This window comes from Rhodobacteraceae bacterium S2214, assembly GCA_025141675.1.
Lineage (GTDB): Bacteria > Pseudomonadota > Alphaproteobacteria > Rhodobacterales > Rhodobacteraceae > Yoonia.
Window position 1 is genome coordinate 1,501,896 of sequence record CP081161.1, and the last position, 25,115, is coordinate 1,527,010.

The window sequence follows — 25,115 nt, forward strand, 5'->3', positions numbered from 1 at the left end:
CGATCTGTTGGTTCGTGCAACGTTGTATTGTTGCTGCTCTGAGAACAGTTTGTCCTAGGATGCGGGCAAGAATTTGACCGTCCTCAAAAAAGTTTCGTGTTTCGCACCACTAGAATGGGGCAAGTTGGTTAACATTGCCCAAACGCCCGGAAGTTTTTGTTTTTTATCGGTAATTTCAATCTGCGGAAACAATCAGGCTGCAGATTGAGCAATTGTTTCACAAAATTAGGCAATACCTTGGCGCGATATTGCCTAATTCCTGCCTAAGTCGGGCAGGAAATCGCGGCAATCAGTCGACCATAGTCGGCTTCTTTGCGGTGACAGGTCCGCCGGTAGCTGTAGAATCGGTCTTCGTCTGCGTACGTACAGTGCCGCGTCCAAGCCGCATCGCCGATTCCAAAGCCACGCAGGCGCATCAGGCCAAAGCCCGGCAGGTCGAATTGCATTTTGTCGCCTGTGCCTTGCGCAAAGAAACGGGCGTAAAGCGGGTCTTCTGCCAGAAAGGTCTCGAAAAACTCTGGTCCAACTTCGTAGGCCGCTTGGCTGATTGACGGGCCAATGACCGCTTTGGTGTTCGCGCGGTCAGCGCCCAGCGCTTCCATCGCGTCTAACGTCGCCTCAAGCACACCATTCAACGCACCTGTCCAGCCCGCATGCGCAGCACCGACAACCTTTGCGACCGGGTCAGCAAAAAGGACGGGTTGGCAATCAGCAGTCAGGATCGACAGGGCGAGCCCCGGTACGTTCGTCACAAGCGCGTCGGCTTTGGGCTTATCCGGTGTGGGCTCTTTGACCGTGACCACATCCGTTGAATGGACTTGATGAACGCCCATCAGATGGGCGTGAGGAACAGACATTGCGTCTGCCACCCGCGCGCGATTGATCGCGACGATCTCGTGTTGATCAGAGCTGCCAAAGCCGCAGTTCAAGCCCGCATAAACACCTGAAGACGCGCCGCCTTTGCGGGTAAAGAACCCGTGCGGAATGCCTTCCAACAGATCGTCGGTGATGATCTCAAGCGTCATGTGTCAGTCCCGCAGGTGGTGGGGTGCCTTTTGGATGCAGCCCGATAACTTTGAATATCTCACCCATTTCTGACGGGTGGGTCAAGCGGCGGTGTGCTGCGATATGTTGGTCTAACCCGTCACCGGTTAAATGCTGTGCAAGCGATTGGGCGCGATTGGTAATACCGAGCCGTTCGAGAAAAACACCCTGCGTGGTCAGGCGAGTGAATTGAGCTGGGCTTGCCGCCTGCGCAATCGCTTCGAAATCCACATGCGCGGTCAGGTCAGCGTCGCCGGGTGCTTTGAACGGATCAACGGGCGCGTGGTCTGTGATGGCTTGTAACGTATCGCCCAAACTGCGCCAATCGCCGTAATCGATGATCAGCGCGGCGCCGCCGTGGTCTGCGATCCGCTGTCCGATCTGCGCCGTAATACCAGGCAAGGCAGGGCAAAGTTCAACCAAATCGCCTGCCTTGGTGTCGTCAAGCCTGTGGTCCAGCGCCTCTATCGGGGCCGCGGCCGACAGGCCTAGCGTCAATGTGTCGTCCTGCACCCCAACCATGTGTTCACGCCAACCCGCGTCGTCGCGTGTAAACTGGCGGATGGGGAGCGCGTCGAAAAATTCATTCGCGACCATGAACAGCGGCGCGTCTGGTAATGTGCTGATCGTATCGTGCCACGTCGCTTGCGGGACCAATTCGGCCTGTTTGGCGCGCAAAACGGGTGATGCTTCGATCAGATGCACCGATGCGGCATCATGGAAACCGGGCACTGATTTCGTCGCTCGCAGCATGTCCGCCATTAACGTCCCACGGCCCGGACCAATTTCGGCGAGCGTAAAGTGCGTGGGTTGGCCCTGATCGATCCATGCCTGCGCGAGGCAAAGCCCCAGCATTTCGCCAAACATCTGGCTGATCTCGGGCGCCGTAATGAAATCGCCCTTGGTTCCAAACGGGTCGCGTGTGGCGTAATACCCGTGTTTCGGATGCAGTAGGCATTCGGCCATATAGTCCGCCAGTGTGATCGGGCCGGTCTGGCCAATCCGCGCAATCAGAAGATCGGCAAGTGCGGTCATGACCGCCGCCGCGCCATGACAAAGATCGTCAAGCCGATCAGGATCATCGGCAACGAAAGGGTTTGGCCCATGGTCACGCCCCATCCATCAATGTGAAACGCGAGGCCAAGCGGATTGCCTTCTGTGACGAACTGGGCATCCGGCTGGCGGACAAATTCGATGATGAAACGTGAAATGCCGTAGCCTGCGAAAAACAGGCCAGTGATCATCCACGGGCGTTTCAGCGCGCCAAAGCCGAACACCAGCGTCATGAGGATCGCGCCAAGGATCAATCCTTCGAGACCGGCCTCATAGAGCTGCGACGGGTGACGGCCACACAGTTCCGTTGCCGTGGCGCAGCTTTGTGCCGCTTGGCCTGGAAATGCGACTGCCCAAGGCAGATCCGTGGGACGGCCCCAAAGTTCTGCGTTGATAAAATTCGCAATGCGGACCAGCAGAATAGCAGGGGTGGCGGCGACGCAGACGATGTCTGCAAGGGCGGAAAAGGGTATCTTGTTGCGATAGCTGAACAGCCAAACGCCAATAACAACACCGATAAAGCCACCATGGAAGGACATGCCACCAGTCCAAATCATCGGAATCTCAAGCGGGTTCGCTATGAAACGGGCAGGGTTGTAGAATAGAACGTAGCCCAGTCGCCCCCCGCCAATCACGCCGATCACGACGTAGGTCAGCAAGTCTTCCAGTTGCTTATGTTCCATCGGGGCCACGCCACCGCGCCACAGATGTGGGCGACGCAGGGCTGCGGCAATCACCTGCCAGCCAATAGCGATCCCGACGATATACCCCATCGCGTACCAGCGTAGGGCCAGTTCAAATCCAAATACATTGATCGAGAAAATCTCGGGCGATATGGCGGGGAAGGGGATCGGATTGCTCATGCCTTTACGTGGCTTTGGGCTGCGGCAAAGTCAACAGGGATGGCGGGTTGCACCTGGACACGCGGGTGCCCATATATAAACCAAGCAAAAGCGGAGCTGCATCATGCAAACCAAGAACAAAATGTTAGACGACCTGTCGCAACTGATGACCAACGCCATGGGCGTGGCACAAGGCGCGAAAGACGAAGCGGGCAACGCAATGAGTTCGATGATGGACCGCTGGTTGGCTGATCGTGACTTTGTGACCCGCGAAGAATTCGACGCAGTGCGGGCGATGGCGCAAAAGGCCCGCGAAGAAAACGAAGCACTCGCGGCACGTATTGCGGCGCTTGAGGCGAAGTAAGCTATGTGGTTGGTGCTTATAAGTATCAAAAATCGGGCAACCAACCGCTAATCTTTGGCCAAAGGCTTTCGAAGCTAGGCATGTCTAACCCTCCCATCCAAGATGCGGCACCGGCTGTCGCATCTACGGATTTTTGCCAAGCGGCTCTTGGGGAAGATCGTATTGTCGCCAGAACCTCGGCTTTACTAGGGACAGTTAACCCACAAACCTCATCACTTTCCGCCGACTCGGCGATGTCAGGGTCGAAAGAATTCAGTAGTTGGTCCAGATCGCTCATCGTGTCGCAAGCTGCGGCGAGTTCGAAAGTAGTTGCGCCGACAATGAAGGCTATCCCTGCAAGTGGTATAGCCTCTCCCATTAGACTTCCAAAATTGACGGCAGCAGCTTTTGAGGTCCGAGATTTAATGCGATGTAAAGCATTCACAGTAGCCAGACTGACCCTTGCGCTTTGCAATGAGTTGTCGTTGCGCGCGGCTAAAAGTGTTTCGTTAGAAGTGACAACGCGCTCAAGTGCTGTGAGAAGATTCAGATTGAGTTGAGTAAGGATGGCATTTGCAGCCAAGGCATCTTTGAGTCGAGCTTCTGTTGTTTCCAGTTGATCGAGTGGGCTGTCTTGGCTTGATTGTGTCAGCGCGGCAGGGACGTTCGTCAATTCTAAAGTCGTAGCGCTTGTTGTTTCAGCAGACACACTTCCCCAACTGTTAGTCAAAGCCAAACACAATACAATAGTTCGAAAGATGAATTCTGCCTTTCGAGCTATTGGTTTTTCTTGAAGCAATGTGCAGTTTAGCATCTAGGCCCACCTCATAAGTTTCGCTTAAAACTCCGCCAGATACGCCACCAAAATATCCAGCGCTGCCTGTAGATCATCCTTTTCGATCATCTCGGTCACTGTGTGGATATAACGCGTACCCACGACAATACCGACAGCCCGTGCGCCGGCTGCCGCTTGTTGTGCTGCTGCCCCGTCTTGGCCACCGGCGGCGAGCATCGTGCGCTGGAAGGGGATGTCGTTTGCAATCGCGAGCGCCTCGATCTGTTTCACCAAATCCCGATCCGCGATGAATGAACTGTCCCTCACATGCAGGCCGAACCCTTTGCCTTGCGTTGTTGTCGCGTCCTTTTCGGGAATACCGGGCGTGTCGCACGCCAGCGTGGTGTCGACACCAATTCCGATATCAGGCTTCACGGCAAAGGCCGCAGTTTTGCCGCCGCGCAGGCCGACCTCTTCCTGACAGGTAAAGGCCACGTGAATTTCTGCACCGCGCCCTTTATCCCCAAGTGCCCGCATCGCTTCGATCCCCAACCAGCAGGCGATCCGGTTATCCAGTGCCTTTGACACGATCTTGTCCCCGATTTCGATGAATGGTTCTTCCATCACGACAAAATCGCCGACTTTGATGACGTCGTGCGCTTTCTTGCCCATCCCGAGATCAACAAAGAAATCGCCGACCTCCGGCACCTTCTTGCGATCCTCGGGCGAGGCGATATGCACAGGCTTGCCACCTGGATTCATGACGCCAAGGTAATCGCCATCATCGGTGCAAACGCGCACACGGCGTGAGAACAGGTTGCGTGGGTCAAAGCCGCCGACAGGGTTCAGGTACAGATAACCGTCTTTGCTAATATGACTGACCAGAAACCCGATTTCGTCCATATGGCAGAGCAACATGATCTTCGTCGGGTTGTCGCCAGTCCCGTTGCGTTTGCACAAAAGGGACCCCATCGGATCGGTTGTGACCTCGTCAAACAACCCGTCGATCTCGGCTGTGATCAGGTCGCGCACGCGATGTTCATTGCCGGGCACACCGGGGGTTTCGCACAGGGTTTTCAGCAGATCGAGGTTCATCAAAGGCTCCGTCATTTTAGGTTATTATAAATGTGGGCTGCGGGGGTGGTGAAGGCAAGCCGGTTGTCGGTATGCAGGCGGCCAAACCGTAAGAGGCCCCGATGACCACACCTGATATCTTTGCACCTTTCACCGCATTGGCCGCGCAGCTTTTGCCGCATGCCTGCGACAACGCAGACGATGGGTCACATGACATTGCCCATATCGCACGGGTCTGGGCAAACGCGCGTACCATTCACGCGGCAGAAGGTGGGGACGGTCGTGTGCTGTGTGCGGCAACGCTGCTGCATGACTGCGTGTCGCTTGAAAAGGATGCAGCAGATCGGTCGCAAGGGTCGCGGATGGCGGCGGACAAGGCCCGAGGCGTATTAGAGGGGCTGGAATGGGATGAAGCGGATGTTGACCGCGTATCCCACGCGATCGTTGCGCACAGCTTTTCAGCAAATGTCACGCCAACAACGATTGAAGCAAAGATACTGCAAGATGCGGACCGTTTAGACGCGATCGGCTTGATTGGCGTGGCACGCTGTTTCTACGTCGCGGGGCGCATGGGGTCCGGCCTGTACGATCCGGCTGATCCTAGGGCGCAAAAACGGGAACTGGACGACAAGGCCTTCGCCATTGATCATTTTGATACCAAGCTGCTGACGCTTGCAGACGGGTTCCAAACCGCGACGGGTGCTGCGATGGCGCAAGACCGGCACGCGGCGCTTTTGACCTTTCGGGACGGCCTGCTGGCCGAAATCGGGGCCGAACAGCGTTAACCTTTTGAATAATCGCGAGTTCTCCACAGGTATCTTGGGCGACGTCCCACTTATCCCCAAGAAATTGCTTTACAGGTAAGGTCTCGTAAAGCACCATATGTCGTAGGAACAGAAAACAAAAATACTGATCCTAGAGCAGTCACATAGCGGTTGGGTCGCTGCCACGTCCCGCTGCCAGACAGGCGAGGCGCGACATATGGCACTTTCAGAGCATTATCTTGAGACGGATGACCTGCATCCGATTGATTTGGTTGAATACGTCGCCGAACACCATGACTGGCAATTTGACCGCATCCACGATGACCAGATCGCGATGGCGGTTGAAGCGCAGTGGCGGACCTATGCGATTACTGTGGCGTGGTGTGCGGCCGATGAAACGCTGCGGCTGATCTGCACGTATGAAATGGAACCGCCGGCGAACCGTATTCCGGCGCTTTATGAAGCGCTGAACACGATCAACGACATGTGCTGGGCGGGATCGTTTTCGTGGTGGGGCGATGAACAGATGATGGTCTATCGCTACGGTCTTGTGCTCGCGGGCGATCAGGCACCATCAGCGGAACAGATCGATACAATGATCGGGGCCGCTGTCGCGAGTTGCGAACGCTATTATCCTGCCATCCAACTGGTGACATGGGCCGACCGTAGTCCCAAAGATGCGGTTCAGATCGCCATTGCTGAAGCTTACGGACGCGCGTAACCGCGCGTGCGGTCTCCCATTAATCACGAAGCATCTCGACGTTACGCAGCCTTTTGCTGTGTAGCTTGGGTCGCTGCTGATAGCAGCACCTGCGCCACTGCATCACATTCCGCCTGCGTCAGTCGTGCAGGCAGCCGCACGTCGCAGGCATTCATCAGCATGGCACGGGTTTTGGGCAGTTCAGGTGCATCCCCAAGAAAATGCCAGTTCCAAAACGCACGCGCGTTATCCGTGGAGCGCCCAAAGATTTGGACGTTCAGACCAGCCTGTTGAGTAGCACGCTGGAAATCCGCGATTTGCGCATCTGTCATATCGACAAGATTGAACTGTATTGAATCCGGTGCGCGGTTTTCAGGGGAAAGCTTTGCGGGGACCGCTAAATTCGGATGTGCATTCAATTGGTCTGCAACATGATCATGATTGCGCCGCCCGTCTGTGACGCGCTGGTCCAATGCGTCCAGCTGTGGCCGGATCAAAGCCGCAGACAGCGTGTTCAGACGCAAGTTATAAAGCGGTAGCTTGTTCTGCCATGTTGCGAAGGGCGCATGCAGGACCGGATGTTTTCGCCAGTTATGTTCATACGCGCCGGACATGATGATCGCTTTGGCGACAAGTTCGGCGTCATCGGTGATCATGATCCCGCCTTCGCCCGCGTTCAGCATTTTGTAGGACTGGAAGCTGAAGCAGCCGATTTTACCAATCGTCCCGATATTCCGATCGCCCCACGTCGTGCCAAGGCTATGCGCTGCATCTTCGATGACTGGAATTCCCGCCGCGTCGCAAAGCGTCATGATCGCATCCATGTCCGACGTATGCCCGCGCATGTGGCTGATGATGACGGCCTCGACCGATGGCAGCTTTGCCGCGAAATCATCTAGATCGATGCGGTAATTGTCTCCACATTCGCACAGCACGGGCACGCAGTCGGCATGCACCACGGATGACGGCACTGCCGCAAAGGTGAATGCGGGGATCAGAACACGGGCGTCGCGGGGCAGCCCAAGCGCCTTGAGCGACAGGAACAAAGCAGCAGAGCATGACGACACGGCCAACGCATAGGTACTGCCAAGCTTCGCGGCAAATTCCGCTTCTAGCAGCGCGACCGGAGATTGATCGTTGGTGTAGCGAAACAGGTCGCCGGTTTCCAAGATACGCGTGACTTCTGCCTTGGCGGCCGCGGGGATTGGTTCAGCTTGTGTCAGGTTGGGCAATTGTGACATGTTTCACCTTTTCCGAAATGCTCTTTCGGAAATAGCTAACATGAAACTTATGACAATTCTATGACCGCGCTCAAAGCCCTAGTTTTTCGCGCAATCCGTTCCATGCGAGCACCATCTGCAACAATGGACGTCCCAGTGCGGTGCCGCCAGGGAAGGCGGGCGTCGGCAATGTTGCGAGCGTGTCGAACCGTGATGCATGGCCTGCGACGGCCTCGCCCAAGATCTTGCCGCACAAGCCGGACAGTGCCACCCCGTGGCCCGTATATCCACCCGCAGAGACAATGTTGTTGTCGATCCGTTGGATTGCGGGCAGCCCCGAAATCGTAACGCCCAATGTCCCGCCCCACGCATAATCAATACTGATCCCACCCAAGGTCGGAAATAACGCGGTGAAACGTGGGCGCAGCATCGCGCCGATGTCTTGCGGGAATGTGGTTCTGGCTGCCGCGCGTCCACCAAAAAGCAGGCGTTTGTCATCAGAAAGACGGTAGTAATTCACATCATTCTTGCTGTCCTCAACCGCGATATCCTGTTTTAGAATAGCCGCTTGGGCGTCGGATAACGGGGCCGTTGCACAGATAAAGCTGTTCACGGGCATAATCGTGGCCGCGACTTTGCGTTCAAGACCGCTGATATAACCGTTGGTCGCGATAATCAGATGGTCGGCGGTGACATGACCTTTGCCAGTGCGCAGCGTGACTTTGGGGCCTTTGCCAATGTGGTGTACGGCACTGTTTTCATAGATCACCGCGCCCGCATCTTCGGCAGCTTTGGCAAGCGCCAGCACATAGCGCAACGGATGAATATGGGCCGCACCCCAATCAATCGTGCCGCCTTGGTACAAAGGGGAACCGACAACGTCGGCAAACTCCGATTGCGTGAACGTCTTGATCTGGTCGTAGCCATAGGTGTCCTGCAAATAGGCGGCGTCAGCGTGATGGCCGTCGCGTTCTTTCGCAGAATAACACCCATGTGCGACGCCTGGCTTCCATTGCGCATCGGGTGCGATGGTTTCGCAGTTCGTCGCGACGTCTGCTTTCGCTTCTTGGGTCAATGCCCAAAGATCGCGTGCGGTATCTGCCCCTAGCTTTTTCGCCAGTAAGCGTTGCGGTGCATTGTAGCCGGACGCGACCTGACCGCCGTTGCGGCCCGATGCGCCAAAGCCCGCGCGATGGGCTTCCAAGACGACGACGGACAGACCTTTTTCGGCAAGTAGCTTTGCCGCCGATAATCCTGTGTATCCTGCGCCAATGATGCAAACGTCCGCCGCGTTTGCGCCGCGTAGGTCCGACCGTATAGGGGGCGCATCAACCGTGGCCGCGTACCACGAGTTCGGGAATTGGCCTTGGGTGTCGTTGCGGTACAGGACGCTCATTTTACACGTTCAACAGCAAATGTTCGCGTTCCCACGGGCTGATCACCTGAAGAAACTCATTGTATTCGGCCCGTTTGACGATCGAATAAACCCGCGCAAAATCGGGGCCCATGATGTCGTGGATGTCTGTCGCTTCGTCGAACAGATCAAGCGCTGCGTACAGGCCCTGCGGAATATCGTCTTCACCGTCGTAGGCATCGCCGCGGTAAATTTCGTCCGGCTTTGTTCCGTTCATCATACCCAGATACCCGCAAGCCAATGAAGCCGCGATGCACAGATAAGGGTTGCAATCCATTCCAGCGAGCCTGTTTTCGACCCGTCGCGCCGCAGGATTAGACAGCGGTACACGAATTCCCGTGGTGCGATTGTCGCGGCCCCATTCAAGGTTAATCGGTGCGGCGTGATCACGGACGTAGCGCCGATAGCTGTTCACATAGGGGGCCATGATCGCGACCACATTGGGCAGGTTTTTCTGCAGACCACCGATGAAATTCATAAACGCAGGCGTTTCGGAATCGTCGGCCCCGGTGAAGATATTGCGCCCTTGGCTATCAAGAACCGAATGGTGAATGTGCATCGCACTGCCCGGTTCGCCCTCGATCGGTTTGGCCATAAAGGTCGCAAAACAATCGTGTTTCAGCGCTGCTTCCTTGATCAGGCGTTTGAAATAGAACACCTCGTCGGCCAATTTCACGGGGTCGCCATGCAGCAAGTTAATCTCGAGCTGGCCTGCGCCACCTTCCTGAGTAATGCCGTCAATTTCGAACCCTTGGATTTCCGCAAATTCGTAAATGTCGTCGATAACCGGACCAAAGTCGTCAACAGCGGACATCGAATAGGCCTGCCGTCCCGCGACGGGGCGACCGGTACGCCCAACCATCGGTTCAATCTTCTTGGCGGGATCAGTGTTGCGGGCAACCAGAAAGAATTCCATTTCAGGGGCCACGACGGGGGTCCAGCCTTGTTCAGCATATTTCGCGACGACGTGTTTCAAAACATTGCGCGGAGAAAACCCGATGGGATCGCCATTCGTGCGGTATGCGTCGTGAATGACCTGCAGGGTTCCGTCTTCGGTCCATGGGGCTGCGGTTGCGGTCGACATATCTGGGCGCAGGATCATGTCCGGTTCGGTGAAACCGGCAGGGCCGGCGGCTTCGCCCCAATCGCCCGTAATAGTCTGGAAAAAGATTGATTCCGGCAGGTGGAAGAACTGTTGTTTTTCCCATTTGGCGGCAGGCACGGCCTTACCACGCGCAATGCCGGGCAGATCGCCGATGACACATTCGACTTCATCCAAGCGGTTCGTTTCGAGATAAGTCTTGGCAGCATTCGGTAGCGCGTCAATCCAGCTCATGCGATGGACCTTTCCTTAAAGAACGACCCGATCTGGCGGGCCAAGCGGGCGTTATGAACCGGCGCATCAATCGTCGCACGGGCAGCATCAAGTTGCGCGTCAGGAACGACGCCGGGGCCGCGGTGTGTCGCGAGACCAGCGATGAAGTTGCCGTCAAATTCGGGATGCGCCTGAACGGTGAACGCTTTCTTTCCATAGATCAGCGCCGCGTTTTCGCAAAAGTCATTGCGCGCACAAACGGTTGCATCGTCGGGGAGGGTGACCACTTGGTCCTGATGCCATGCGTTCAGGTGGATTTCTTCGCCTTGCCAATCGTAAGTCTGACGACCAACGGCCCAACCGTCCTTGAATTTCTCGACTTTCCCACCGAGCGCCTGCGCAATGATTTGATGGCCAAAGCAAATGCCAACAAGCGGCAGGTCGGCAGCGTAGATATCGCGGATCAGGGTTTCGAGAGGGGCGATAAACGGGTGATCTTCATATGCGCCATGTTTTGATCCCGTAATCAGCCAACCATCGGCCGCTTCTGCGTTGGCGGGGAACTCCATATCAACGACGCTATAGGTCGTGAAATCGAAGTCTTGCCCTGCCAGAAGATTGACAAAAAGGTCCGCGTAATTGCCCGTTTCCCCCAAAAGTTCTTTTGGGGAATGTCCGGTTTGAAGAATGCCGATTTTCATGCTGTGCCTGTTATGGATACTTATGCAAACCCTAGCCAGCGCGGTGTCGTGGGGCAAGTGTGGCGATGTGCTTGGCGCGCCAAGCATGGGGGGTTTGCACCCCCAGACCCCCGCAGGATATTTGTAACCAAAAGAAGGGTCAGACCGTGTCGAGATACAGGTCCAGTTGTTCTTCGGGTGTGAGCTGGTCAAAGTTCATCATTTCCTGCCGCTTGGTCAGGACAAAATTGTCGACCAGAAGCGGGTCGAAAATGCGTCGCGCGATCGGGCTTTTGTCAAAGGCTTCGATTGCGTCGGCCCAAGTGCTGGGCACTTGAGGCAGGTCTTGGTCATAGGCATTGCCGGTGATCGGTGCGCCGGGCTTCAAGTTGTCTTCGATCCCGATCAACGCGGACCCAAGCACGGCGGCGAGGAACAAATACGGGTTCACGTCGCCACCGGCGACACGGTGCTCGACACGCCGCGCTTTATAGCTGCCGCCAGGGACGCGGATGGACGCGGTGCGGTTGTCGTAAGCCCAGCAAATACCAGTCGGGGCATGGCTGTTTGGCACCAAGCGTTCATAGGAATTGCCGTGCGGCGCGAAGATAAGCGCGAGGTCAGGAATACCCTTTAGGCAACCCGCAATTGCGTTGTGCAGCATGTCAGTGCCTTCGAACGTATCATTGGCCATCAGGTTGTTGCCGTCAGCGTCAATGACCGAGAAATGCGTATGTAGACCATTGCCTGCGTAATCATCGTATGGCTTGGCCATGAAACTGGCCGCCATCCCGTGATTACGAGCGAGACCGCGCACTAGCATTTTGAACAGCCACGCATCGTCCGCAGCCTTTAGGGCGTCAGGCACATGTTCAAGGTTCACTTCAAACTGACCGGTACCTGCTTCCGAAATCGCGGCCTCTGCCGGAATATCCATTGCTTCGCAGGCATCATAGAGATCGTTGAAGAAATCATCGAAGGCATCAAGTGCACGCAGGCTAAGAATTTCTGCACCCGGTCGGCGTTTGCCTGATCGTGGCGACATGGGTTGCCTGATTTCGCGGCCACTGTCGTCGACAAGATAAAATTCCATCTCGGTCGCGGCGACGGGGGTCAGGCCAAGCGCCTTGTACCGATCAACCACCCGCGCCAGCGCATGACGTGGATCACCTGCGTAAGGTGTCCCGTCTTCGGCGTGCATCCAAACAGGGATCAATGCGGATGGGGCCGACAGCCAAGGCATCGGCACGTAGCCACGTTCCGTCGGCAGCAACAATCCGTCGGGATCACCCGTTTCAAAGACCATTGGACTATCGTCGATGTCTTCGCCCCAAATATCGAGGTTCAGGACGGACAACGGGAAACGTGTACCTTCGGTTTCCAGCTTTTCAGCAAAGCGGCGGGGGACGCGTTTGCCCCTTGCTTGACCGTTCAGGTCGGCTGCACCGCAGCGGACGTTACGGACTTCGGGGTGATCGTGTAGCCATGACATGGAGTTAGGTCCTTAGCCCAAAAGGGGCATTCCGACCTTTGTTTTACTGGACGTCAGGGGATTGAGCTAGTGGGAAACTGCGCCGTCTCCGCCATTTCAACAAACCAAGCCCAGCCATCGCAGTCACTATCAATGGCAATCCAGCTGGAACAGGGATCGGGGCGGGGTTCGCGAGGGCGCCATCAATGAAGAATTCAACGCCTGCATTGCCGTAATTCTCGAAATAGATCAGCTCAAACGCCACGCGCCCCTCTGCGGGGTTCCGGTTTCGGGTGGTTGTCGCGAAGCTGCGCGCCCGCGCGCGTTGGGTTACCTGCGTGTCGTCAATGGTCAGGCGGAACCCGTCATCAGACCCGACCGCAAAGGACTGATTGCCCGGAAGCAGGTCAAGGAAACCAGTAAAGCGAAACACGGACGTCTGGATCGTGGCCAAACCGTTGCCAACAATGGATGCGGCATCAGCGCCAAGGAATGCAGCGAGTGTTGTGTTGCTGCTATTGGTGTTTGTGTTGCCATTTGGAAAGTCGATTGCGCTTGTTTGAAACGTAGCCGTCGGACTGGCAGACGCAATCGCATTGATAGCTTGGTTGATGTTGTTCGATGGGGAGTCCAGCTTGAAGAATTCGCCAGTAAAGGTCGCAGCATGACTGGACGCTGGGGTCATAGCCACAACGGCGCATAGAGCGCACAAGATATTGATGCCGCGAAGAAAGCGAAACAGTCTCAACATGCGCCTGATTTGCCAAGTTAACAGAGCATTAACGTGACGCATCTATGGCCGGATTGCGGCACTATCGAATGATCTGCGGTTTTATCTTCAGTTTGGTCCGGCGTTCGGACGGAAGATGCCTGTTCAGACGCGCATTGATCAATCCGAATAGGCCGATCACGCAGAGCGTTACCAAGATGAAATAGCCCGCAAGAATTGGGTATGGGATGAACGGGTTAAACGTCTTGTCGGCAAAGTAGTTCGCGTAATACAGCGCGTCGCCGCGTTGTTGGAATGCTGGAAAACCTGCGAAAAACACAAGGGTCGTTGCGTGAAATAGGAAGATCGCTTCGTTCGTGTAAGCGGGCCAAGCCAGTCGCAGCATCGTCGGCCAGATGATCCGTTTGAAGCGCGGCCAGCCGGTCATGCCGTAAGCATCGGCGGCTTCTGTGTCGCCTTTGGGAATAGACTGCAGCGCTCCGTAGAAAATCTCGCCGGTGTAGGCAGCCGTATTCAAGATCAGCACGACCAACGCCCCGAAGGTCGCAGACGTCAGCGGGCTAAAGATCGGATAGACGCCCTTTAGCGATAGGAACAAGAAATAGGCAAAGAAGAATTGGATAAATAACGGAGATCCGCGAAACACGAAGATGAACCATTCAGCTGGTTTACGCAGCATGGCGCGCGGACTTGCTTTGCCCATCGCCACAAGTGTCGCAATGCAAAACCCCACGAGCAGCGCCAACAATCCGAAATAGATGTTCCAGATCATGCCCGAACCGATCAGCGTAAACTGCTGGCACAGCGTAAAATCGGTGCGCGGCAACAGACGTTCGCCATACCCGATAGACCGGAAAGCGTAGGCCGCGATGGTTTCAAAACAACTCATGCGGCGGCCTTCCGTTGGGCTTCCCCCGCCGCTGTGGCTTGGCCACGGGTCAGGCGGGCCATGATACGGTCCAGCACGACTTCGGACACTTTGGTGAAGCACAGGTAAAACACGAGCAGCGCACCGAAATACCACATGCGCCAATCGGGGTGCGGGTAGTCGGTGAAGTTTGGCGTTTTGGAACCGCCCAATTCGCGGGCCCAGTAAACGATGTCTTCAACCCCCAATAGGAACAGCAGTGGGGTGGCTTTGATCAGAACCATCCACAGGTTCGACAGGCCGGGCAGGGCGTAGACCCACATTTGCGGGACGATAATGCGCCAGAATGACTGGCGGTTGGTCATGCCGTAGGCCTCTGCGGTTTCAACCTGACCACGTGGTACAGCGCGCATCGCGCCAAACAGGACGTTCGCGGCGAAAGCGCCAAAAACAATTGCAAAGGTCAACACAGCAAGGGCAAAACCGTAGGTTTCGTGGACCCATTGTGGGGCATTTCCAAGCGGCAGTTTCGCGGCCTGACAAACAATAAAGTCGCTGCCTTGGCGGATCGGTTCATCCCAATCGGGGCATTTGATCTTGTGGCGCAGGTATTCCAGCCCCTGATCAAGGGCGATCACAAAGAACAGGAAGAAGACGATGTCAGGGATGCCGCGCACAACGGACATGTAGCCTTTGCCGATCCAGCGCAGTGGCGCGATCTGGCTGCGGGCAGCGGACGCACCGCCAAATCCGAAGGCGAGCGATATAGGGGCCGTGATGGCCAGCAACAGCAGGACTGTGCCGAATGCCCAATACATATTCATGTGCTTGCCCGTGGTCAGGTAGCAAGACAACCATGTCAGCCCCTCGAGCGAGGCGGGATCAGCGCAATATGTAAAGATGGGTTCAGCCTAGTCGACAGCAGGGAATTGAATTGTTTGGGTAGATGAAAGGGAAAGCGCGCCCCAACGATGAAGCTGGAGCGCGCTGGAAAGGGTTACTCGAAAGTAACGCCGATTTCCCACTTTTCGATCAGCGCGTTCAATGACCCGTCCGCTTTCATGGACTGGATCGCGGCTGTCAGCTTGTCGCGTAGCTCTGTGTCGCTTTCGCGTACACCAGCAGCAACACCGCCACCCAACAGGACTTCACCAACAACAGACAGGTCTGCTTCGGCTTCGGCCACTGGTGCGAGGAAGGATGCGTCGGCCAGAACAGCGTCTGCTTCGCCGTTCTTCACAGCAGCAACAGTTTCGTCAGGTGTCGCGAATTCCAGCAGGGTCGCGCCCATTTCAGCAACGTGTGCCGCTTGGATCGTGCCTGTCTGTGCTGCAATCACAGCAGAGTTCAGGTCGATGTCAGCTGATGCTGCAACGAATGAAGACGGATCAGGCTGGGAATAGTTTTCAGAGAAGTCGATAACTTCGTCGCGCTCGTCCGTGATGGACATGCCCGCGATGATCACGTCGTAGTTGCCGGACACGAGGTTCGGGATGATGCTGTCCCACTCGTTTGTGACCCATTCGCATGTCAGTTCAGCACGTGCGCACAGTTCGTCGCCCACTTCACGCTCAAAACCGTCTACTTCGCCGGCGTCATTGATGAAGTTCCACGGAGGGTAGGCGCCTTCGGTGCCAAGACGTGTCACAGCGTGGCCATCTGCCATCGCCATTGTTGATACGAGCGACGCAATTGCAGTCGTCAGGATCAGGTTTTTCATCAGAAATCTCCCAAAGTTGATGAGTAGTTAGTGTTGGGTCGCGGATAGAAATCCCCGCAACCGGTCCGTTTGCGGATTCTTGAAAAGTGTCTCGGGCGGTCCTTGTTCTTCGATCAGACCTTGGTGCAAAAATACGACGTGGTCACTGACGTCAGCGGCCATGCGCATGTCGTGGGTCACGATCAGCATTGTCCGACCTTCTGCTGCCAAGTCTTTGATCACTTTGACAACTTCTTGTTCAAGTTCAGGATCAAGCGCCGATGTCGGTTCATCGAACAACAAGGCCTTTGGTTCCATACACAAGGCACGCGCAATCGCGGCACGTTGCTGCTGGCCACCAGACAATTGCGCGGGATACACGTCGCATTTGTCGCCGATCCCAACCTTGGCAAGGTATTCGCGGGCTTTGGCTTCGACTTCGGCCTTATCGCGACCTAGGACCGTCACAGGTGCTTCCATCACGTTTTGCAGGATCGTCATATGGGCCCACAGATTGAACTGCTGAAACACCATCGACAGGTTGGTGCGAATACGGATGATCTGCTTTTGATCAGATGGGCGGCGGTTGTGACCGGTGCCTTTCCATGTGACGGGTTCATCGCAAAACAGAACGTCGCCTGATTGGCTGTCCTCAAGCAGGTTCGCACAACGCAACAGTGTTGATTTGCCCGATCCGGACGACCCGATCAGTGACACCACATGACCCGCAGGGGCCGCGATGCTGACACCCTTGATGACATCGAGATTGCCATAGGATTTGTGTAGATCACGGATTTCAATAACGTTTTCGGATGTCACAGGTCGCGCGCTTTCGTTGCTTTGCCGGTTACTAGGCCGCATTTTTAAGGATTCGGCAATGCGTGACTTTACGATGCGCGATGTGATTTAGGAATTGGCTTCGACAGCAAGCCGTGCGGCGTTGCTGTCTTGGTCCGTTACGCCAAGCATTGGGGCAACCATCCGCATCAGACTGTTTTCTTCGTCGTCGCGTTCCCCATCAGCCAACACTATTTCCCACATCGCAGAAATCAGGGCGCGGCGATCTTCATATGCCACCGAATCCTTGATCGCACGGGTGAAGCGGACGGTATCCGGGGCTTCGGATTCCAGTGTTTCGCAATCACGCCGCAACGTTGCCGTATCAGCGTCTGACAGATTGTAACGTTTCGACAGGATGCGATCGATACGTGCGACTTCCACGTCTTGGTAATCGCCATCCGCACGGGCCAGTCGGACAAGCAACGCGCCAAGCGCAAGGCGGGCATCCGTGTCAGGAAGCGGGGCGGGGTCGGGGGCCAACAGGCCTTTGAGGAAATCTGCAAACATGCCAATCGATATAGGGCGCGCCTGTACCGAATGAAAGGGACGGATCGCAGTTCGGAACTGGCCCTAATCGTGCGTTTAGACAATTATCGGGCTTTTTTCCCCTAATTACGGGTGTTTTTGCCAGTTAGCGTGCCTCTACCTTAATGGAAGGGGACGACAATGAATAAGCAAATCGCCGAATTTATCGGCACATTTACACTCGTGCTTCTGGGGTGCGGCTCTGCCGTTATCGCAGGATCAGAAATTGGATTCACAGGCATTAGTTTCGCGTTTGGCTTTGCCCTGATCGGTATGGCCTACGGGATCGGGTCCGTGTCCGGTTGCCACATCAACCCCGCAGTATCGCTTGGGATGGTCGCCGCAGGACGCATGACGATGCCTGAAGCTATAAAATACATCATCGCGCAGGTGGCCGGTGCTGTCGTCGCCGCGTTGATCCTGCTTTTGATCGCGTCAGGCAAAGCAGACTATAGCGTGGCCGAGAATGGTTTAGGGCAGAACGGTTGGGGCGCTGGATACTTGGGCGAATATTCGATGGTATCGGCATTCGTGTTCGAAGTTGTGGCGACGTTCCTTTTTATGGTCGTGATCCTTGGGGCCACAGGCTTTGGCCCAACTGCGAATATGGCAGGTCTGGCAATTGGTATTGCGTTGGTCGTGATCCACCTTGTCGGCATCAATGTAACTGGCGTTTCAGTTAACCCAGCACGGTCAATCGGGCCTGCATTGTTTGCGGGTGCTACTGCAATCGGCCAGGTTTGGTTGTTCATCGTCGCACCTATCATCGGTGCAACCTTGGCTGGGATTTTGTTCAAGTCGGGCATGTTGACCGCCGACGAATAACCAACCGAAGAATGCTAAAGAAAAGGGTGGATTGCGTCAGCAGTCCACCCTTTTTGCTTTACAGGAGCTTTCGAAATTGGCTTGAAAGCCACTTGCCTTCTTCCTCCAAACCATAAGGCGGATTGATCACGAACATGCCCGAACCGACCATCCGATGACCCGCGCGGGCAGGCGGAAAATGGACTTCGTGACACAACGCATCTGAATGGTTGCGTTTTAGTGCACGCGTCATCGGCAGATGCGGCGCGTCTGTCAGGATCGGATACCAAAGCGCGATCACGCCGACCGACCATTTGCGATTGATCTTGCGGATCGTGTCTGGGATCGTTTCGTAGTCGGTTTTGACCTCGAACGATGGATCGATCAGCAACATCCCACGCCGTGGATCAGGCGGGCACTGCGACAACGCCATTTCCCAACCGTCGCGTTGCTGGCAGATCGCAGCATGCGGTTTCATATTCTCGCGTAGATGACCAAATTCCTGCGGGTGCAGTTCGGTCAGGAACAACGGGTCTGATGGGCGCAACACATGGGCCGCCACCATTGGTGATCCGGGGTAGGCGTTCGGGCCGTGATCTGCGTGAACCTTGTCCAGCGCCACGGCATAAGGGTGATCTGCGGCGAACCATTTGCGTGCAATCGCAATGCCTTGGGCAGCTTCACCCGTCTTCGCCGCCATTTCATCTGTCACGTCGTACAGGCCGCGTCCCGCATGGGTTTCCATGTAGGTCAGCGGCTTGTCCTTGCGGGTCATGTATTCCAGTATCCACGCAAGGATCGCGTGTTTGTGGACATCGGCCATGTTACCTGCGTGATAGGCGTGTTGATAGGACAGCATCGGCGTCTCCTTGGGTTGGCCCTGTCCTATGGGAATGGGCACGTGACGCCAAGGACAATTCGAATGGAGGGGATTGTCAGATGATCACACGGATTTATCGGGTCCAGATCAAACCGGATTTGCGCGACGCATTTGAACCACTGTTCCAGACCGTGGCCCGCGGGTCAGTCGCGGATGTGGCGGGCTGTACTGGCGTCATCGTAGGTGGTCCAACGGCGGACACACCGGACGAATATGCGATGATCTCTCATTGGTCTGACGCACAAAGCCTGACTGATTTCATAGGCTCGGATTGGTCAAAGGCGCATATTCCGGACGGGATGGAAAAGTTCGTCGTGGCGTGCTGGGTCCACCATTTTCAACACATATAGAAAAGGGGGCCGAAGCCCCCTGATCTTAATCCCTAAACCAGCCGCGAATTTTCGACTGCGGCTTTCACGAACCCTTCAAACAGTGGGTGCGGTGCGAAGGGTTTCGACTTTAGTTCTGGATGGAACTGGACGCCGATGAACCACGGGTGGTCCTTCCATTCGACGATTTCCGGCAATTTCCCATCAGGGGACATGCCCGAGAACGTCAAACCAACGGCTTCCAGTTTCTCGCGGTACTTCGTGTCGACCTCATAACGGTGACGGTGGCGTTCTTCGATCGCTGTGGTGCCGTAGACTTCGGCGACTTTCGATCCTTCGACCAGCGTCGCGTCGTAAGCGCCCAAACGCATTGTGCCGCCTTTGTCGTCGTCGGCTTTGCGGGTCACAGCGTGGTTGCCCTGAATCCATTCCTTGAGGTGGTAAACGACAGGTTCAAAGCGTTTCTTGCCTGCCTCGTGGTCAAATTCTTCGGACCCTGCATCTTTCATGCCAGCCACGTTGCGCGCGGCCTCGACCACAGCCATTTGCATGCCCAGACAGATGCCAAGGTATGGCACGTTGTTTTCGCGGGCGTATTGCGCCGCTTTGATCTTGCCTTCGGTACCGCGTTCGCCAAATCCACCTGGAACCAGGATCGCGTGGTAGCCTTCCAGATGCGGGGCGGCGTCGCCCTTATCAAAGACCTCTGCATCGACCCATTCGATTTTGACCTTCACGCGGTTGGCCATGCCGCCATGCGTCAGCGCTTCTGCGATGGATTTGTAGGCATCTTCAAGCTGCGTGTATTTGCCAACGATGGCGATTTTCACGCGGCCTTCAGGATTGTGGATACGGTCGTAAACGTCGTGCCACACATCCAGTTTCGGCATCGGGGCAGGCGAGATATCAAAGGCATCCAAGACGGCCTGATCAAGGCCCTGCTTGTGGTAGGCCAGTGGCGCTTCGTAAATGGAGTTCAGATCGTAAGCAGGCACAACGCAGTTCTTGCGCACGTTACAGAACAGGGCGATCTTTTCGAGTTCGCGATCAGGAATCGGGTGTTCGGACCGGCAAACCAACACGTCAGGGGACAGACCAATAGACTGCAGTTCCTTGACAGAGTGCTGTGTCGGTTTCGTTTTCAGCTCACCAGACGCAGCCAGGTAGGGCAGCAACGTCAGGTGCATAAAGATGCACTGACCGCGTGGTTTATCATGGGCGAATTGGCGGATTGCTTCGAAGAATGGCAGGCCTTCGATATCGCCAACAGTACCGCCGATTTCGCAAAGCATGAAATCAACTTCGTCATCGCCGATGTTGATGAAATCCTTGATCTCGTTGGTGACGTGCGGAACAACCTGAATAGTCTTGCCAAGGTAATCGCCGCGGCGTTCCTTTTCCAACACGGTGGAATAGATCCGGCCAGAGGATACAGAATCAGTGTTGCGTGCATGAACGCCAGTGAAACGTTCATAGTGGCCCAGATCCAGGTCGGTTTCAGCACCGTCATCTGTCACGAACACCTCGCCGTGCTCGAACGGGGACATCGTGCCCGGATCAACATTCAGGTATGGATCAAGCTTGCGCAGGCGGACCGAAAAGCCCCGTGCCTGTAGCAACGCACCAAGTGCGGCAGACGCAAGGCCCTTGCCCAACGACGAAACAACACCACCAGTAATAAAGATATAACGCGCCATGCCCGGCTGTCCCCCGTGAGTATTTTTCTTGGAATCACGATCATCAAAAATCGCATCATCACGGGATTTAAGAATACTCGGATTCGGCCCGCGCCCGCAACCCGTAGAACAACAGCTGACCCAAGAATGTGCCTGGGTCAGTGCGTTACTATAAAGATACCAAGTGGTTAGTTTCCTGACGGAACCAGCGGCGCATCATCAGATGATGGTGGCAGCAGGCTTTCGCCCAGATCAGGCGTCGCAACACCATCCTCAGCCACCGGAACGTCGCCCAAACGGTCAACAACAGATGCACCTGCGGATTGCTGTGCAGCCACGATTGTAAGCGCGATGGATGTTGCGATGAATGCGCCTGCCAAGATCCACGTGAATTTACCCATCACTGTGGCAGGGGCACGGCTACCGGCAGAACCGCCGCCACCGCCGCCGCCGCCCATGCTCCCCATGCCGCCCTCAGAGCGCTGCATCAGCACAGCGCCAATCAATGACAACGCCAAAATCAGGTGAATAACGAGGATGACGTTTTCCATAGGGGGTATAGTGCCTGCGATCAGTTGTGTTTAGGGGTATTTAGGGGTTTGTCGGGTTTGTCGCAAGGGTGGAATGCGGAAACGGCGCGTGGTTTGGGAATTGGGGGAGTGAGGTCGTGGGCAACGTATGGATATGGATGTTGTGTTTGAGCCCTAAATCACTGGTCGCCAGCAATAGAGCTAATGTCCGACACTAAGGAGCAGGCAAAAACGTCTAATATCCCAATGGTTGTATTGCACTTATTAGTGTAGGATGTTTGAGCTTCAAAGCAGCCCTGTCAGCAATTTAAAGGTTTCTTTTTGCAATGATAAATCTCAACCGCAGTATCAGAGTTAGCCTTTTTTCCTGTTTAGCCGCGGCGTCAATGACGTTAGCAGCCTCGGCACAGTCTTGTGTCGAGCTTACCGACAGTGTCCCAGAGTTGGAAATTGCGAAGTCTTCATTTGCAGATGGCGATTACGGATCACCAATTGAATTCATGGCGGGGCTGTCTGCATCAGAATCTGAAATTGAAGGGTTTCGAGGGCAGATGTTGGAAACCTATCCTAATGGGTTTGAGTTTTGCGAAACCGTTATTTCGAGGAGCCTTTCTTCGAAGTTTCGTGAGGAAGTGATCGTTCTGGGAGAACCGGGTAAAGAGGTTGTGTACTTGCATTGGCAAGCCGCAAATTTCCATGATGAGTGGATTGTCCTGAGCTTCGTAGTGACCACGAATTTTCTTGATATTGAAGGGTTTTAGACAGCGGCTTTTAAGCTATTTTTACAATGGGCCGTAGCATATCTAAGGGCCCACTGTGAAAAGCCAAGTTAGGAGCGTTGGAAGGTACGCATGGAAAGCAGACTTTGGCGCGGGGACATCGTAGCTAATCTAAATCCCGCTCACCGGTCATTCAGCGCGAAGCCAGATGATCCCACTTATCCATCCACATCGTCCACGTCCGCTTGCCCTGACAACTTGCGCCGCACAATCGACCATGACAGGCCGATCGCCAGCACCAGCGATAGCACAACTAGACCCAGCCATGTGTTGAAGGTCGGATCGGCCAGACTGATCCACCCGAAATCAAACAACACCCAGATCAAGGTGCCCGCCACTGCCAGAATCAGCAGCATCCCGAACAGGCCAATCGACCGCAATGTTGCCCGCAAATAGATAATGTAGCCGACCAACAAGATCAGACAGGCGAGGATCGTCAGCGGGATCTGTGTGGCGTAATTGGCCATGCCCCAGCGCACGACGTTCCATTCTGTCGGGTTATATGTCGCGGCCAATAGCAAAAAGGCAAAGGCCCAGCGTAAAAGAAATCCCATGAAACTCGCCTCTTAACTTGGTGTTGGGGGACTTTGACCAGACCCATCCGCGCCTGTCTAGAACTTTGGTGTTTCACAGGGCGGTTCGCATGGCTATAGGGGGCACGGGATTCCAAAAGGACAGATATCATGGCAAACGTAGTCGTCGTGGGCGCTCAGTGGGGCGATGAAGGCAAAGGCAAGATCGTAGACTGGTTGTCCGAGCGGGCCGATGTGGTTGCGCGCTTTCAGGGTGGTCATAACGCAGGCCACACATTGGTCGTCGGTGAAGAGGTCTACAAACTGCATGCGCTGCCGTCTGGTGTGGTGCGGGGCGGTAAGCTGTCGGTGATCGGCAACGGCGTTGTTCTTGATCCATGGCATCTGGTCAAAGAAATCGAAACGATCCGCGCACAGGGCGTTGATATCACGCCTGAAAACCTGATGGTTGCTGAGAATACACCGCTGATCCTGCCGTTCCACGGTGAACTTGACCGGGCGCGCGAAGGCCAGAATTCGGTCGCGAAAATCGGCACTACTGGTCGCGGTATCGGTCCTTGCTACGAAGATAAAGTTGGCCGTCGCGTCATCCGCGTCGCTGATCTGGCCGACGATGCGACGCTGGAACTGCGTGTTGATCGGGCTTTGGTGCACCATAATGCGCTGCGCAATGGACTTGGTCTTGAGCCAATCGACCGTGACGCGTTGCTGGCTGATTTGCGTGAAATCGCGCCAGCCGTGTTGGCCTATGCTGCTCCCGTTTGGAAAGTGCTGAACGAAAAGCGCAAAGCCGGTAAACGGATTTTGTTTGAAGGGGCGCAAGGCGCGTTGCTCGACATCGACTTCGGGACATACCCGTTTGTGACGTCTTCCAACGTGATCGCGGGTCAAGCGGCAGCGGGCACAGGCATGGGTCCAGACGCGATCGATTTCGTTCTGGGCATCGTGAAAGCCTACACAACACGCGTCGGCGAAGGCCCGTTCCCGACTGAACTTGATGATGCCGACGGTCAAATGCTGGGCGAACGCGGCCACGAATTTGGCACTACAACTGGGCGTAAACGCCGCTGTGGTTGGTTCGATGCGACACTGGTGCGCCAGACATGTATCACATCAGGCGTGACCGGTATCGCATTGACAAAACTTGATGTTTTGGACGGTTTTGAGACGCTGAAAATTTGCACCGGCTACGAATTGGACGGCGAACGTTTGGACTATTTGCCAACAGCCGCCGATCAACAAGCGCGTTGTGTACCAATCTACGAAGAGATGCCGGGTTGGTCCGAAACCACTGAAGGCGCGCGCAGCTGGGCAGATCTGCCAGCCGCTGCCATCAAATACGTGCGCCGCGTGGAAGAGTTGATCGACTGTCCGGTCGCACTACTTTCCACATCACCAGAACGCGACGATACTATCTTGGTAACCGACCCGTTCGCCGACTAAAGGTGTGACTGATGGCGCTTAGCTATAAGGCCCGCAAACGCTGGGCATTGTTCGTGCTGATTTTTGGGATACCGCTGTACATTGTTATGGCGGTGACCATCATGAATTGGCTGTATCCTGATCCGCTCAATCGGCCTTCAGTGCTGGTTGAAGTCGGCGTCTACATCGGGCTGGGCGTGCTTTGGGCGTTTCCGTTGAAGGCAATCTTCAAAGGGATCGGGCAGGCTGATCCGGACGCATAAGCGGCGCGAGGACTTTCGACATACGGAAATTGGACAGGGTGACGCCGTTTTTGGTGACATCCTGTTTTGCGTTTATGACCCAGTCTTGGCGCATGAAGAATGGTTCGGCCTTGATGCTGGCGTCGCTGGTCAATCGGGGGATTTGACGGGCGACGGCCCATTCTTCGACGGCTGCATATAGCTGCGATCCGACCCCTGTCCCGATGTGATCGGAATGGACAAAGGCCAGATCGATATAGCCAGCGTCATCAATGGTCATGAAGCCAAGCATCTGGTTACCATGTTCAGCGACAAATCCGCTGACGCCATCAAAACGATTCTGCCATCCATCAATATCCGGCACAGGGCCAGCCCACGCGCGGCGTTGATCCAAGTTATAGGCGTCAGCCGCGCCGTTCATGATCGCGTCGTAGAAAATCAAAACGGCACGACTTGCGTCGTAAGTTTGCAGCGGCCTGATCATCTTTTCACTTTCTTTGCGGGCGGTTGTTAATGGCTAACTTTTGAAGGCCACAAACGCAAACGGGCGGGGAAATCCCCGC

The 25,115-nt window shown here is 55.5% G+C and carries 29 protein-coding genes; 8 read left to right on the forward strand and 21 right to left on the reverse strand.

What is annotated here, in order from left to right; translation table 11 throughout:
• Positions 1 to 263: 263 nt before the first annotated feature.
• Genes pgeF through lgt form a run of 3 tightly spaced genes read right to left on the reverse strand, consistent with a single transcriptional unit; the run spans position 264 to position 2,960 of the window.
• A complete protein-coding gene (pgeF, locus tag K3729_07495) occupies positions 264 to 1,025 on the reverse strand; it encodes a peptidoglycan editing factor PgeF (protein UWR00605.1) in 762 nt (253 codons plus the stop codon).
• Positions 1,015 to 2,079, reverse strand: a complete 1,065-nt coding sequence (locus tag K3729_07500) for an SAM-dependent methyltransferase (protein ID UWR00606.1) — start codon at positions 2,077 to 2,079, stop codon at positions 1,015 to 1,017. Before K3729_07500 ends, pgeF begins: the two co-directional genes overlap by 11 nt.
• On the reverse strand, positions 2,076 to 2,960 hold the full coding sequence (gene lgt / locus K3729_07505) for a prolipoprotein diacylglyceryl transferase (protein ID UWR00607.1): 885 nt from the start codon (positions 2,958 to 2,960) through the stop codon (positions 2,076 to 2,078). The genes K3729_07500 and lgt overlap by 4 nt, the downstream gene beginning before the upstream one ends.
• Positions 2,961 to 3,063: 103 nt before the next feature.
• Here lgt and K3729_07510 point away from each other — a divergent pair, with 103 nt between their 5' ends.
• Complete coding sequence (locus tag K3729_07510) at positions 3,064 to 3,303, forward strand: accessory factor UbiK family protein (GenBank protein ID UWR00608.1); 240 nt, start codon at positions 3,064 to 3,066, stop codon at positions 3,301 to 3,303.
• Between the two features lie 25 nt (positions 3,304 to 3,328).
• Here K3729_07510 and K3729_07515 read toward each other — a convergent pair whose 3' ends face one another.
• Both K3729_07515 and K3729_07520 read right to left on the reverse strand, forming a co-directional pair.
• The gene (locus K3729_07515; GenBank protein UWR00609.1) at positions 3,329 to 4,096 is read right to left on the reverse strand and encodes a hypothetical protein; all 768 of its coding nucleotides are present in this window, start codon (positions 4,094 to 4,096) and stop codon (positions 3,329 to 3,331) included.
• Positions 4,097 to 4,120: 24 nt separating this feature from the next.
• The gene (locus K3729_07520) at positions 4,121 to 5,152 is read right to left on the reverse strand and encodes a M20/M25/M40 family metallo-hydrolase (GenBank protein ID UWR00610.1); all 1,032 of its coding nucleotides are present in this window, start codon (positions 5,150 to 5,152) and stop codon (positions 4,121 to 4,123) included.
• A gap of 101 nt (positions 5,153 to 5,253) precedes the next feature.
• On the opposite strand from K3729_07520, the gene K3729_07525 reads away from it, so the two are divergent.
• Positions 5,254 to 5,916, forward strand: a complete 663-nt coding sequence (locus K3729_07525) for an HD domain-containing protein (protein UWR00611.1) — start codon at positions 5,254 to 5,256, stop codon at positions 5,914 to 5,916.
• A 196-nt stretch (positions 5,917 to 6,112) separates the two neighbouring features.
• Positions 6,113 to 6,616 (forward strand): YbjN domain-containing protein, encoded by a 504-nt coding sequence (locus K3729_07530; GenBank protein ID UWR00612.1) that lies wholly within the window; start codon positions 6,113 to 6,115, stop codon positions 6,614 to 6,616.
• A 41-nt stretch (positions 6,617 to 6,657) separates the two neighbouring features.
• Here K3729_07530 and K3729_07535 read toward each other — a convergent pair whose 3' ends face one another.
• From K3729_07535 to K3729_07585, 11 genes are all read right to left on the reverse strand, one after another.
• Positions 6,658 to 7,836, reverse strand: a complete 1,179-nt coding sequence (locus K3729_07535) for an aminotransferase class I/II-fold pyridoxal phosphate-dependent enzyme (protein ID UWR00613.1) — start codon at positions 7,834 to 7,836, stop codon at positions 6,658 to 6,660.
• A 70-nt stretch (positions 7,837 to 7,906) separates the two neighbouring features.
• A complete protein-coding gene (locus K3729_07540) occupies positions 7,907 to 9,211 on the reverse strand; it encodes an FAD-binding oxidoreductase (GenBank protein UWR00614.1) in 1,305 nt (434 codons plus the stop codon).
• A gap of 1 nt (position 9,212) precedes the next feature.
• Complete coding sequence (locus K3729_07545) at positions 9,213 to 10,565, reverse strand: glutamine synthetase family protein (GenBank protein UWR00615.1); 1,353 nt, start codon at positions 10,563 to 10,565, stop codon at positions 9,213 to 9,215.
• On the reverse strand, positions 10,562 to 11,245 hold the full coding sequence (locus K3729_07550) for a type 1 glutamine amidotransferase (protein UWR00616.1): 684 nt from the start codon (positions 11,243 to 11,245) through the stop codon (positions 10,562 to 10,564). Before K3729_07550 ends, K3729_07545 begins: the two co-directional genes overlap by 4 nt.
• 139 nt (positions 11,246 to 11,384) lie before the next feature.
• Complete coding sequence (locus K3729_07555; GenBank protein UWR00617.1) at positions 11,385 to 12,716, reverse strand: glutamine synthetase family protein; 1,332 nt, start codon at positions 12,714 to 12,716, stop codon at positions 11,385 to 11,387.
• 43 nt (positions 12,717 to 12,759) lie between these two features.
• Positions 12,760 to 13,380 carry a hypothetical protein gene (locus K3729_07560; GenBank protein ID UWR00618.1) on the reverse strand — a complete coding sequence of 207 codons (621 nt, stop codon included), beginning with the start codon at positions 13,378 to 13,380 and terminating at the stop codon, positions 12,760 to 12,762.
• 127 nt (positions 13,381 to 13,507) lie between these two features.
• A complete protein-coding gene (locus K3729_07565; protein UWR00619.1) occupies positions 13,508 to 14,314 on the reverse strand; it encodes an amino acid ABC transporter permease in 807 nt (268 codons plus the stop codon).
• Positions 14,311 to 15,195: an ABC transporter permease subunit gene (locus K3729_07570; GenBank protein ID UWR00978.1), complete on the reverse strand. Its 885-nt coding sequence runs from the start codon at positions 15,193 to 15,195 to the stop codon at positions 14,311 to 14,313. The genes K3729_07565 and K3729_07570 overlap by 4 nt, the downstream gene beginning before the upstream one ends.
• Positions 15,196 to 15,290: 95 nt before the next feature.
• Complete coding sequence (locus K3729_07575; GenBank protein UWR00620.1) at positions 15,291 to 16,013, reverse strand: transporter substrate-binding domain-containing protein; 723 nt, start codon at positions 16,011 to 16,013, stop codon at positions 15,291 to 15,293.
• 27 nt (positions 16,014 to 16,040) lie between these two features.
• Positions 16,041 to 16,853, reverse strand: a complete 813-nt coding sequence (locus K3729_07580) for an amino acid ABC transporter ATP-binding protein (protein ID UWR00621.1) — start codon at positions 16,851 to 16,853, stop codon at positions 16,041 to 16,043.
• 45 nt (positions 16,854 to 16,898) lie between these two features.
• Positions 16,899 to 17,339: a TerB family tellurite resistance protein gene (locus K3729_07585; GenBank protein UWR00622.1), complete on the reverse strand. Its 441-nt coding sequence runs from the start codon at positions 17,337 to 17,339 to the stop codon at positions 16,899 to 16,901.
• A 159-nt stretch (positions 17,340 to 17,498) separates the two neighbouring features.
• On the opposite strand from K3729_07585, the gene K3729_07590 reads away from it, so the two are divergent.
• A complete protein-coding gene (locus tag K3729_07590) occupies positions 17,499 to 18,182 on the forward strand; it encodes an aquaporin (GenBank protein UWR00623.1) in 684 nt (227 codons plus the stop codon).
• A gap of 58 nt (positions 18,183 to 18,240) precedes the next feature.
• Here K3729_07590 and rlmJ read toward each other — a convergent pair whose 3' ends face one another.
• Complete coding sequence (rlmJ, locus tag K3729_07595) at positions 18,241 to 19,020, reverse strand: 23S rRNA (adenine(2030)-N(6))-methyltransferase RlmJ (GenBank protein ID UWR00624.1); 780 nt, start codon at positions 19,018 to 19,020, stop codon at positions 18,241 to 18,243.
• Positions 19,021 to 19,100: 80 nt separating this feature from the next.
• Here rlmJ and K3729_07600 point away from each other — a divergent pair, with 80 nt between their 5' ends.
• A complete protein-coding gene (locus K3729_07600) occupies positions 19,101 to 19,391 on the forward strand; it encodes an antibiotic biosynthesis monooxygenase (protein UWR00625.1) in 291 nt (96 codons plus the stop codon).
• 32 nt (positions 19,392 to 19,423) lie between these two features.
• Here K3729_07600 and K3729_07605 read toward each other — a convergent pair whose 3' ends face one another.
• On the reverse strand, positions 19,424 to 21,067 hold the full coding sequence (locus K3729_07605; protein ID UWR00626.1) for a CTP synthase: 1,644 nt from the start codon (positions 21,065 to 21,067) through the stop codon (positions 19,424 to 19,426).
• 167 nt (positions 21,068 to 21,234) lie between these two features.
• Positions 21,235 to 21,597 carry a preprotein translocase subunit SecG gene (gene secG, locus K3729_07610; GenBank protein UWR00627.1) on the reverse strand — a complete coding sequence of 121 codons (363 nt, stop codon included), beginning with the start codon at positions 21,595 to 21,597 and terminating at the stop codon, positions 21,235 to 21,237.
• 305 nt (positions 21,598 to 21,902) lie between these two features.
• Here secG and K3729_07615 point away from each other — a divergent pair, with 305 nt between their 5' ends.
• Positions 21,903 to 22,337: a hypothetical protein gene (locus K3729_07615; protein UWR00628.1), complete on the forward strand. Its 435-nt coding sequence runs from the start codon at positions 21,903 to 21,905 to the stop codon at positions 22,335 to 22,337.
• Positions 22,338 to 22,513: 176 nt separating this feature from the next.
• Here K3729_07615 and K3729_07620 read toward each other — a convergent pair whose 3' ends face one another.
• The gene (locus K3729_07620; protein ID UWR00629.1) at positions 22,514 to 22,909 is read right to left on the reverse strand and encodes a hypothetical protein; all 396 of its coding nucleotides are present in this window, start codon (positions 22,907 to 22,909) and stop codon (positions 22,514 to 22,516) included.
• Between the two features lie 129 nt (positions 22,910 to 23,038).
• Between K3729_07620 and K3729_07625 the strand changes: the two genes are divergently transcribed.
• Together K3729_07625 and K3729_07630 are read left to right on the forward strand one after the other, a co-directional pair.
• Positions 23,039 to 24,331: an adenylosuccinate synthase gene (locus tag K3729_07625; protein ID UWR00630.1), complete on the forward strand. Its 1,293-nt coding sequence runs from the start codon at positions 23,039 to 23,041 to the stop codon at positions 24,329 to 24,331.
• A gap of 11 nt (positions 24,332 to 24,342) precedes the next feature.
• On the forward strand, positions 24,343 to 24,573 hold the full coding sequence (locus K3729_07630; GenBank protein ID UWR00631.1) for a DUF2842 domain-containing protein: 231 nt from the start codon (positions 24,343 to 24,345) through the stop codon (positions 24,571 to 24,573).
• Here the strand turns inward: K3729_07630 and K3729_07635 are convergent.
• On the reverse strand, positions 24,539 to 25,036 hold the full coding sequence (locus K3729_07635) for a GNAT family N-acetyltransferase (protein UWR00632.1): 498 nt from the start codon (positions 25,034 to 25,036) through the stop codon (positions 24,539 to 24,541). The two genes, K3729_07630 and K3729_07635, sit on opposite strands and share 35 nt — an antisense overlap.
• Positions 25,037 to 25,115: the final 79 nt, after the last annotated feature.

Bases quoted from the DNA above. Each gene is read 5' to 3' on its own strand.
- pgeF (UWR00605.1), bottom strand. From the start codon at position 1,025: ATGACGCTTGAGATCATCACCGACGATCTGTTGGAAGGCATTCCGCAC.
- K3729_07500 (UWR00606.1), bottom strand. From the start codon at position 2,079: ATGACCGCACTTGCCGATCTTCTGATTGCGCGGATTGGCCAGACCGGC.
- lgt (UWR00607.1), bottom strand. From the start codon at position 2,960: ATGAGCAATCCGATCCCCTTCCCCGCCATATCGCCCGAGATTTTCTCG.
- K3729_07510 (UWR00608.1), top strand. From the start codon at position 3,064: ATGCAAACCAAGAACAAAATGTTAGACGACCTGTCGCAACTGATGACC.
- K3729_07515 (UWR00609.1), bottom strand. From the start codon at position 4,096: ATGCTAAACTGCACATTGCTTCAAGAAAAACCAATAGCTCGAAAGGCA.
- K3729_07520 (UWR00610.1), bottom strand. From the start codon at position 5,152: ATGAACCTCGATCTGCTGAAAACCCTGTGCGAAACCCCCGGTGTGCCC.
- K3729_07525 (UWR00611.1), top strand. From the start codon at position 5,254: ATGACCACACCTGATATCTTTGCACCTTTCACCGCATTGGCCGCGCAG.
- K3729_07530 (UWR00612.1), top strand. From the start codon at position 6,113: ATGGCACTTTCAGAGCATTATCTTGAGACGGATGACCTGCATCCGATT.
- K3729_07535 (UWR00613.1), bottom strand. From the start codon at position 7,836: ATGTCACAATTGCCCAACCTGACACAAGCTGAACCAATCCCCGCGGCC.
- K3729_07540 (UWR00614.1), bottom strand. From the start codon at position 9,211: ATGAGCGTCCTGTACCGCAACGACACCCAAGGCCAATTCCCGAACTCG.
- K3729_07545 (UWR00615.1), bottom strand. From the start codon at position 10,565: ATGAGCTGGATTGACGCGCTACCGAATGCTGCCAAGACTTATCTCGAA.
- K3729_07550 (UWR00616.1), bottom strand. From the start codon at position 11,245: ATGAAAATCGGCATTCTTCAAACCGGACATTCCCCAAAAGAACTTTTG.
- K3729_07555 (UWR00617.1), bottom strand. From the start codon at position 12,716: ATGTCATGGCTACACGATCACCCCGAAGTCCGTAACGTCCGCTGCGGT.
- K3729_07560 (UWR00618.1), bottom strand. From the start codon at position 13,380: ATGACCCCAGCGTCCAGTCATGCTGCGACCTTTACTGGCGAATTCTTC.
- K3729_07565 (UWR00619.1), bottom strand. From the start codon at position 14,314: ATGAGTTGTTTTGAAACCATCGCGGCCTACGCTTTCCGGTCTATCGGG.
- K3729_07575 (UWR00620.1), bottom strand. From the start codon at position 16,013: ATGAAAAACCTGATCCTGACGACTGCAATTGCGTCGCTCGTATCAACA.
- K3729_07580 (UWR00621.1), bottom strand. From the start codon at position 16,853: ATGCGGCCTAGTAACCGGCAAAGCAACGAAAGCGCGCGACCTGTGACA.
- K3729_07585 (UWR00622.1), bottom strand. From the start codon at position 17,339: ATGTTTGCAGATTTCCTCAAAGGCCTGTTGGCCCCCGACCCCGCCCCG.
- K3729_07590 (UWR00623.1), top strand. From the start codon at position 17,499: ATGAATAAGCAAATCGCCGAATTTATCGGCACATTTACACTCGTGCTT.
- rlmJ (UWR00624.1), bottom strand. From the start codon at position 19,020: ATGCTGTCCTATCAACACGCCTATCACGCAGGTAACATGGCCGATGTC.
- K3729_07600 (UWR00625.1), top strand. From the start codon at position 19,101: ATGATCACACGGATTTATCGGGTCCAGATCAAACCGGATTTGCGCGAC.
- K3729_07605 (UWR00626.1), bottom strand. From the start codon at position 21,067: ATGGCGCGTTATATCTTTATTACTGGTGGTGTTGTTTCGTCGTTGGGC.
- secG (UWR00627.1), bottom strand. From the start codon at position 21,597: ATGGAAAACGTCATCCTCGTTATTCACCTGATTTTGGCGTTGTCATTG.
- K3729_07615 (UWR00628.1), top strand. From the start codon at position 21,903: ATGATAAATCTCAACCGCAGTATCAGAGTTAGCCTTTTTTCCTGTTTA.
- K3729_07620 (UWR00629.1), bottom strand. From the start codon at position 22,909: ATGGGATTTCTTTTACGCTGGGCCTTTGCCTTTTTGCTATTGGCCGCG.
- K3729_07625 (UWR00630.1), top strand. From the start codon at position 23,039: ATGGCAAACGTAGTCGTCGTGGGCGCTCAGTGGGGCGATGAAGGCAAA.
- K3729_07630 (UWR00631.1), top strand. From the start codon at position 24,343: ATGGCGCTTAGCTATAAGGCCCGCAAACGCTGGGCATTGTTCGTGCTG.
- K3729_07635 (UWR00632.1), bottom strand. From the start codon at position 25,036: ATGATCAGGCCGCTGCAAACTTACGACGCAAGTCGTGCCGTTTTGATT.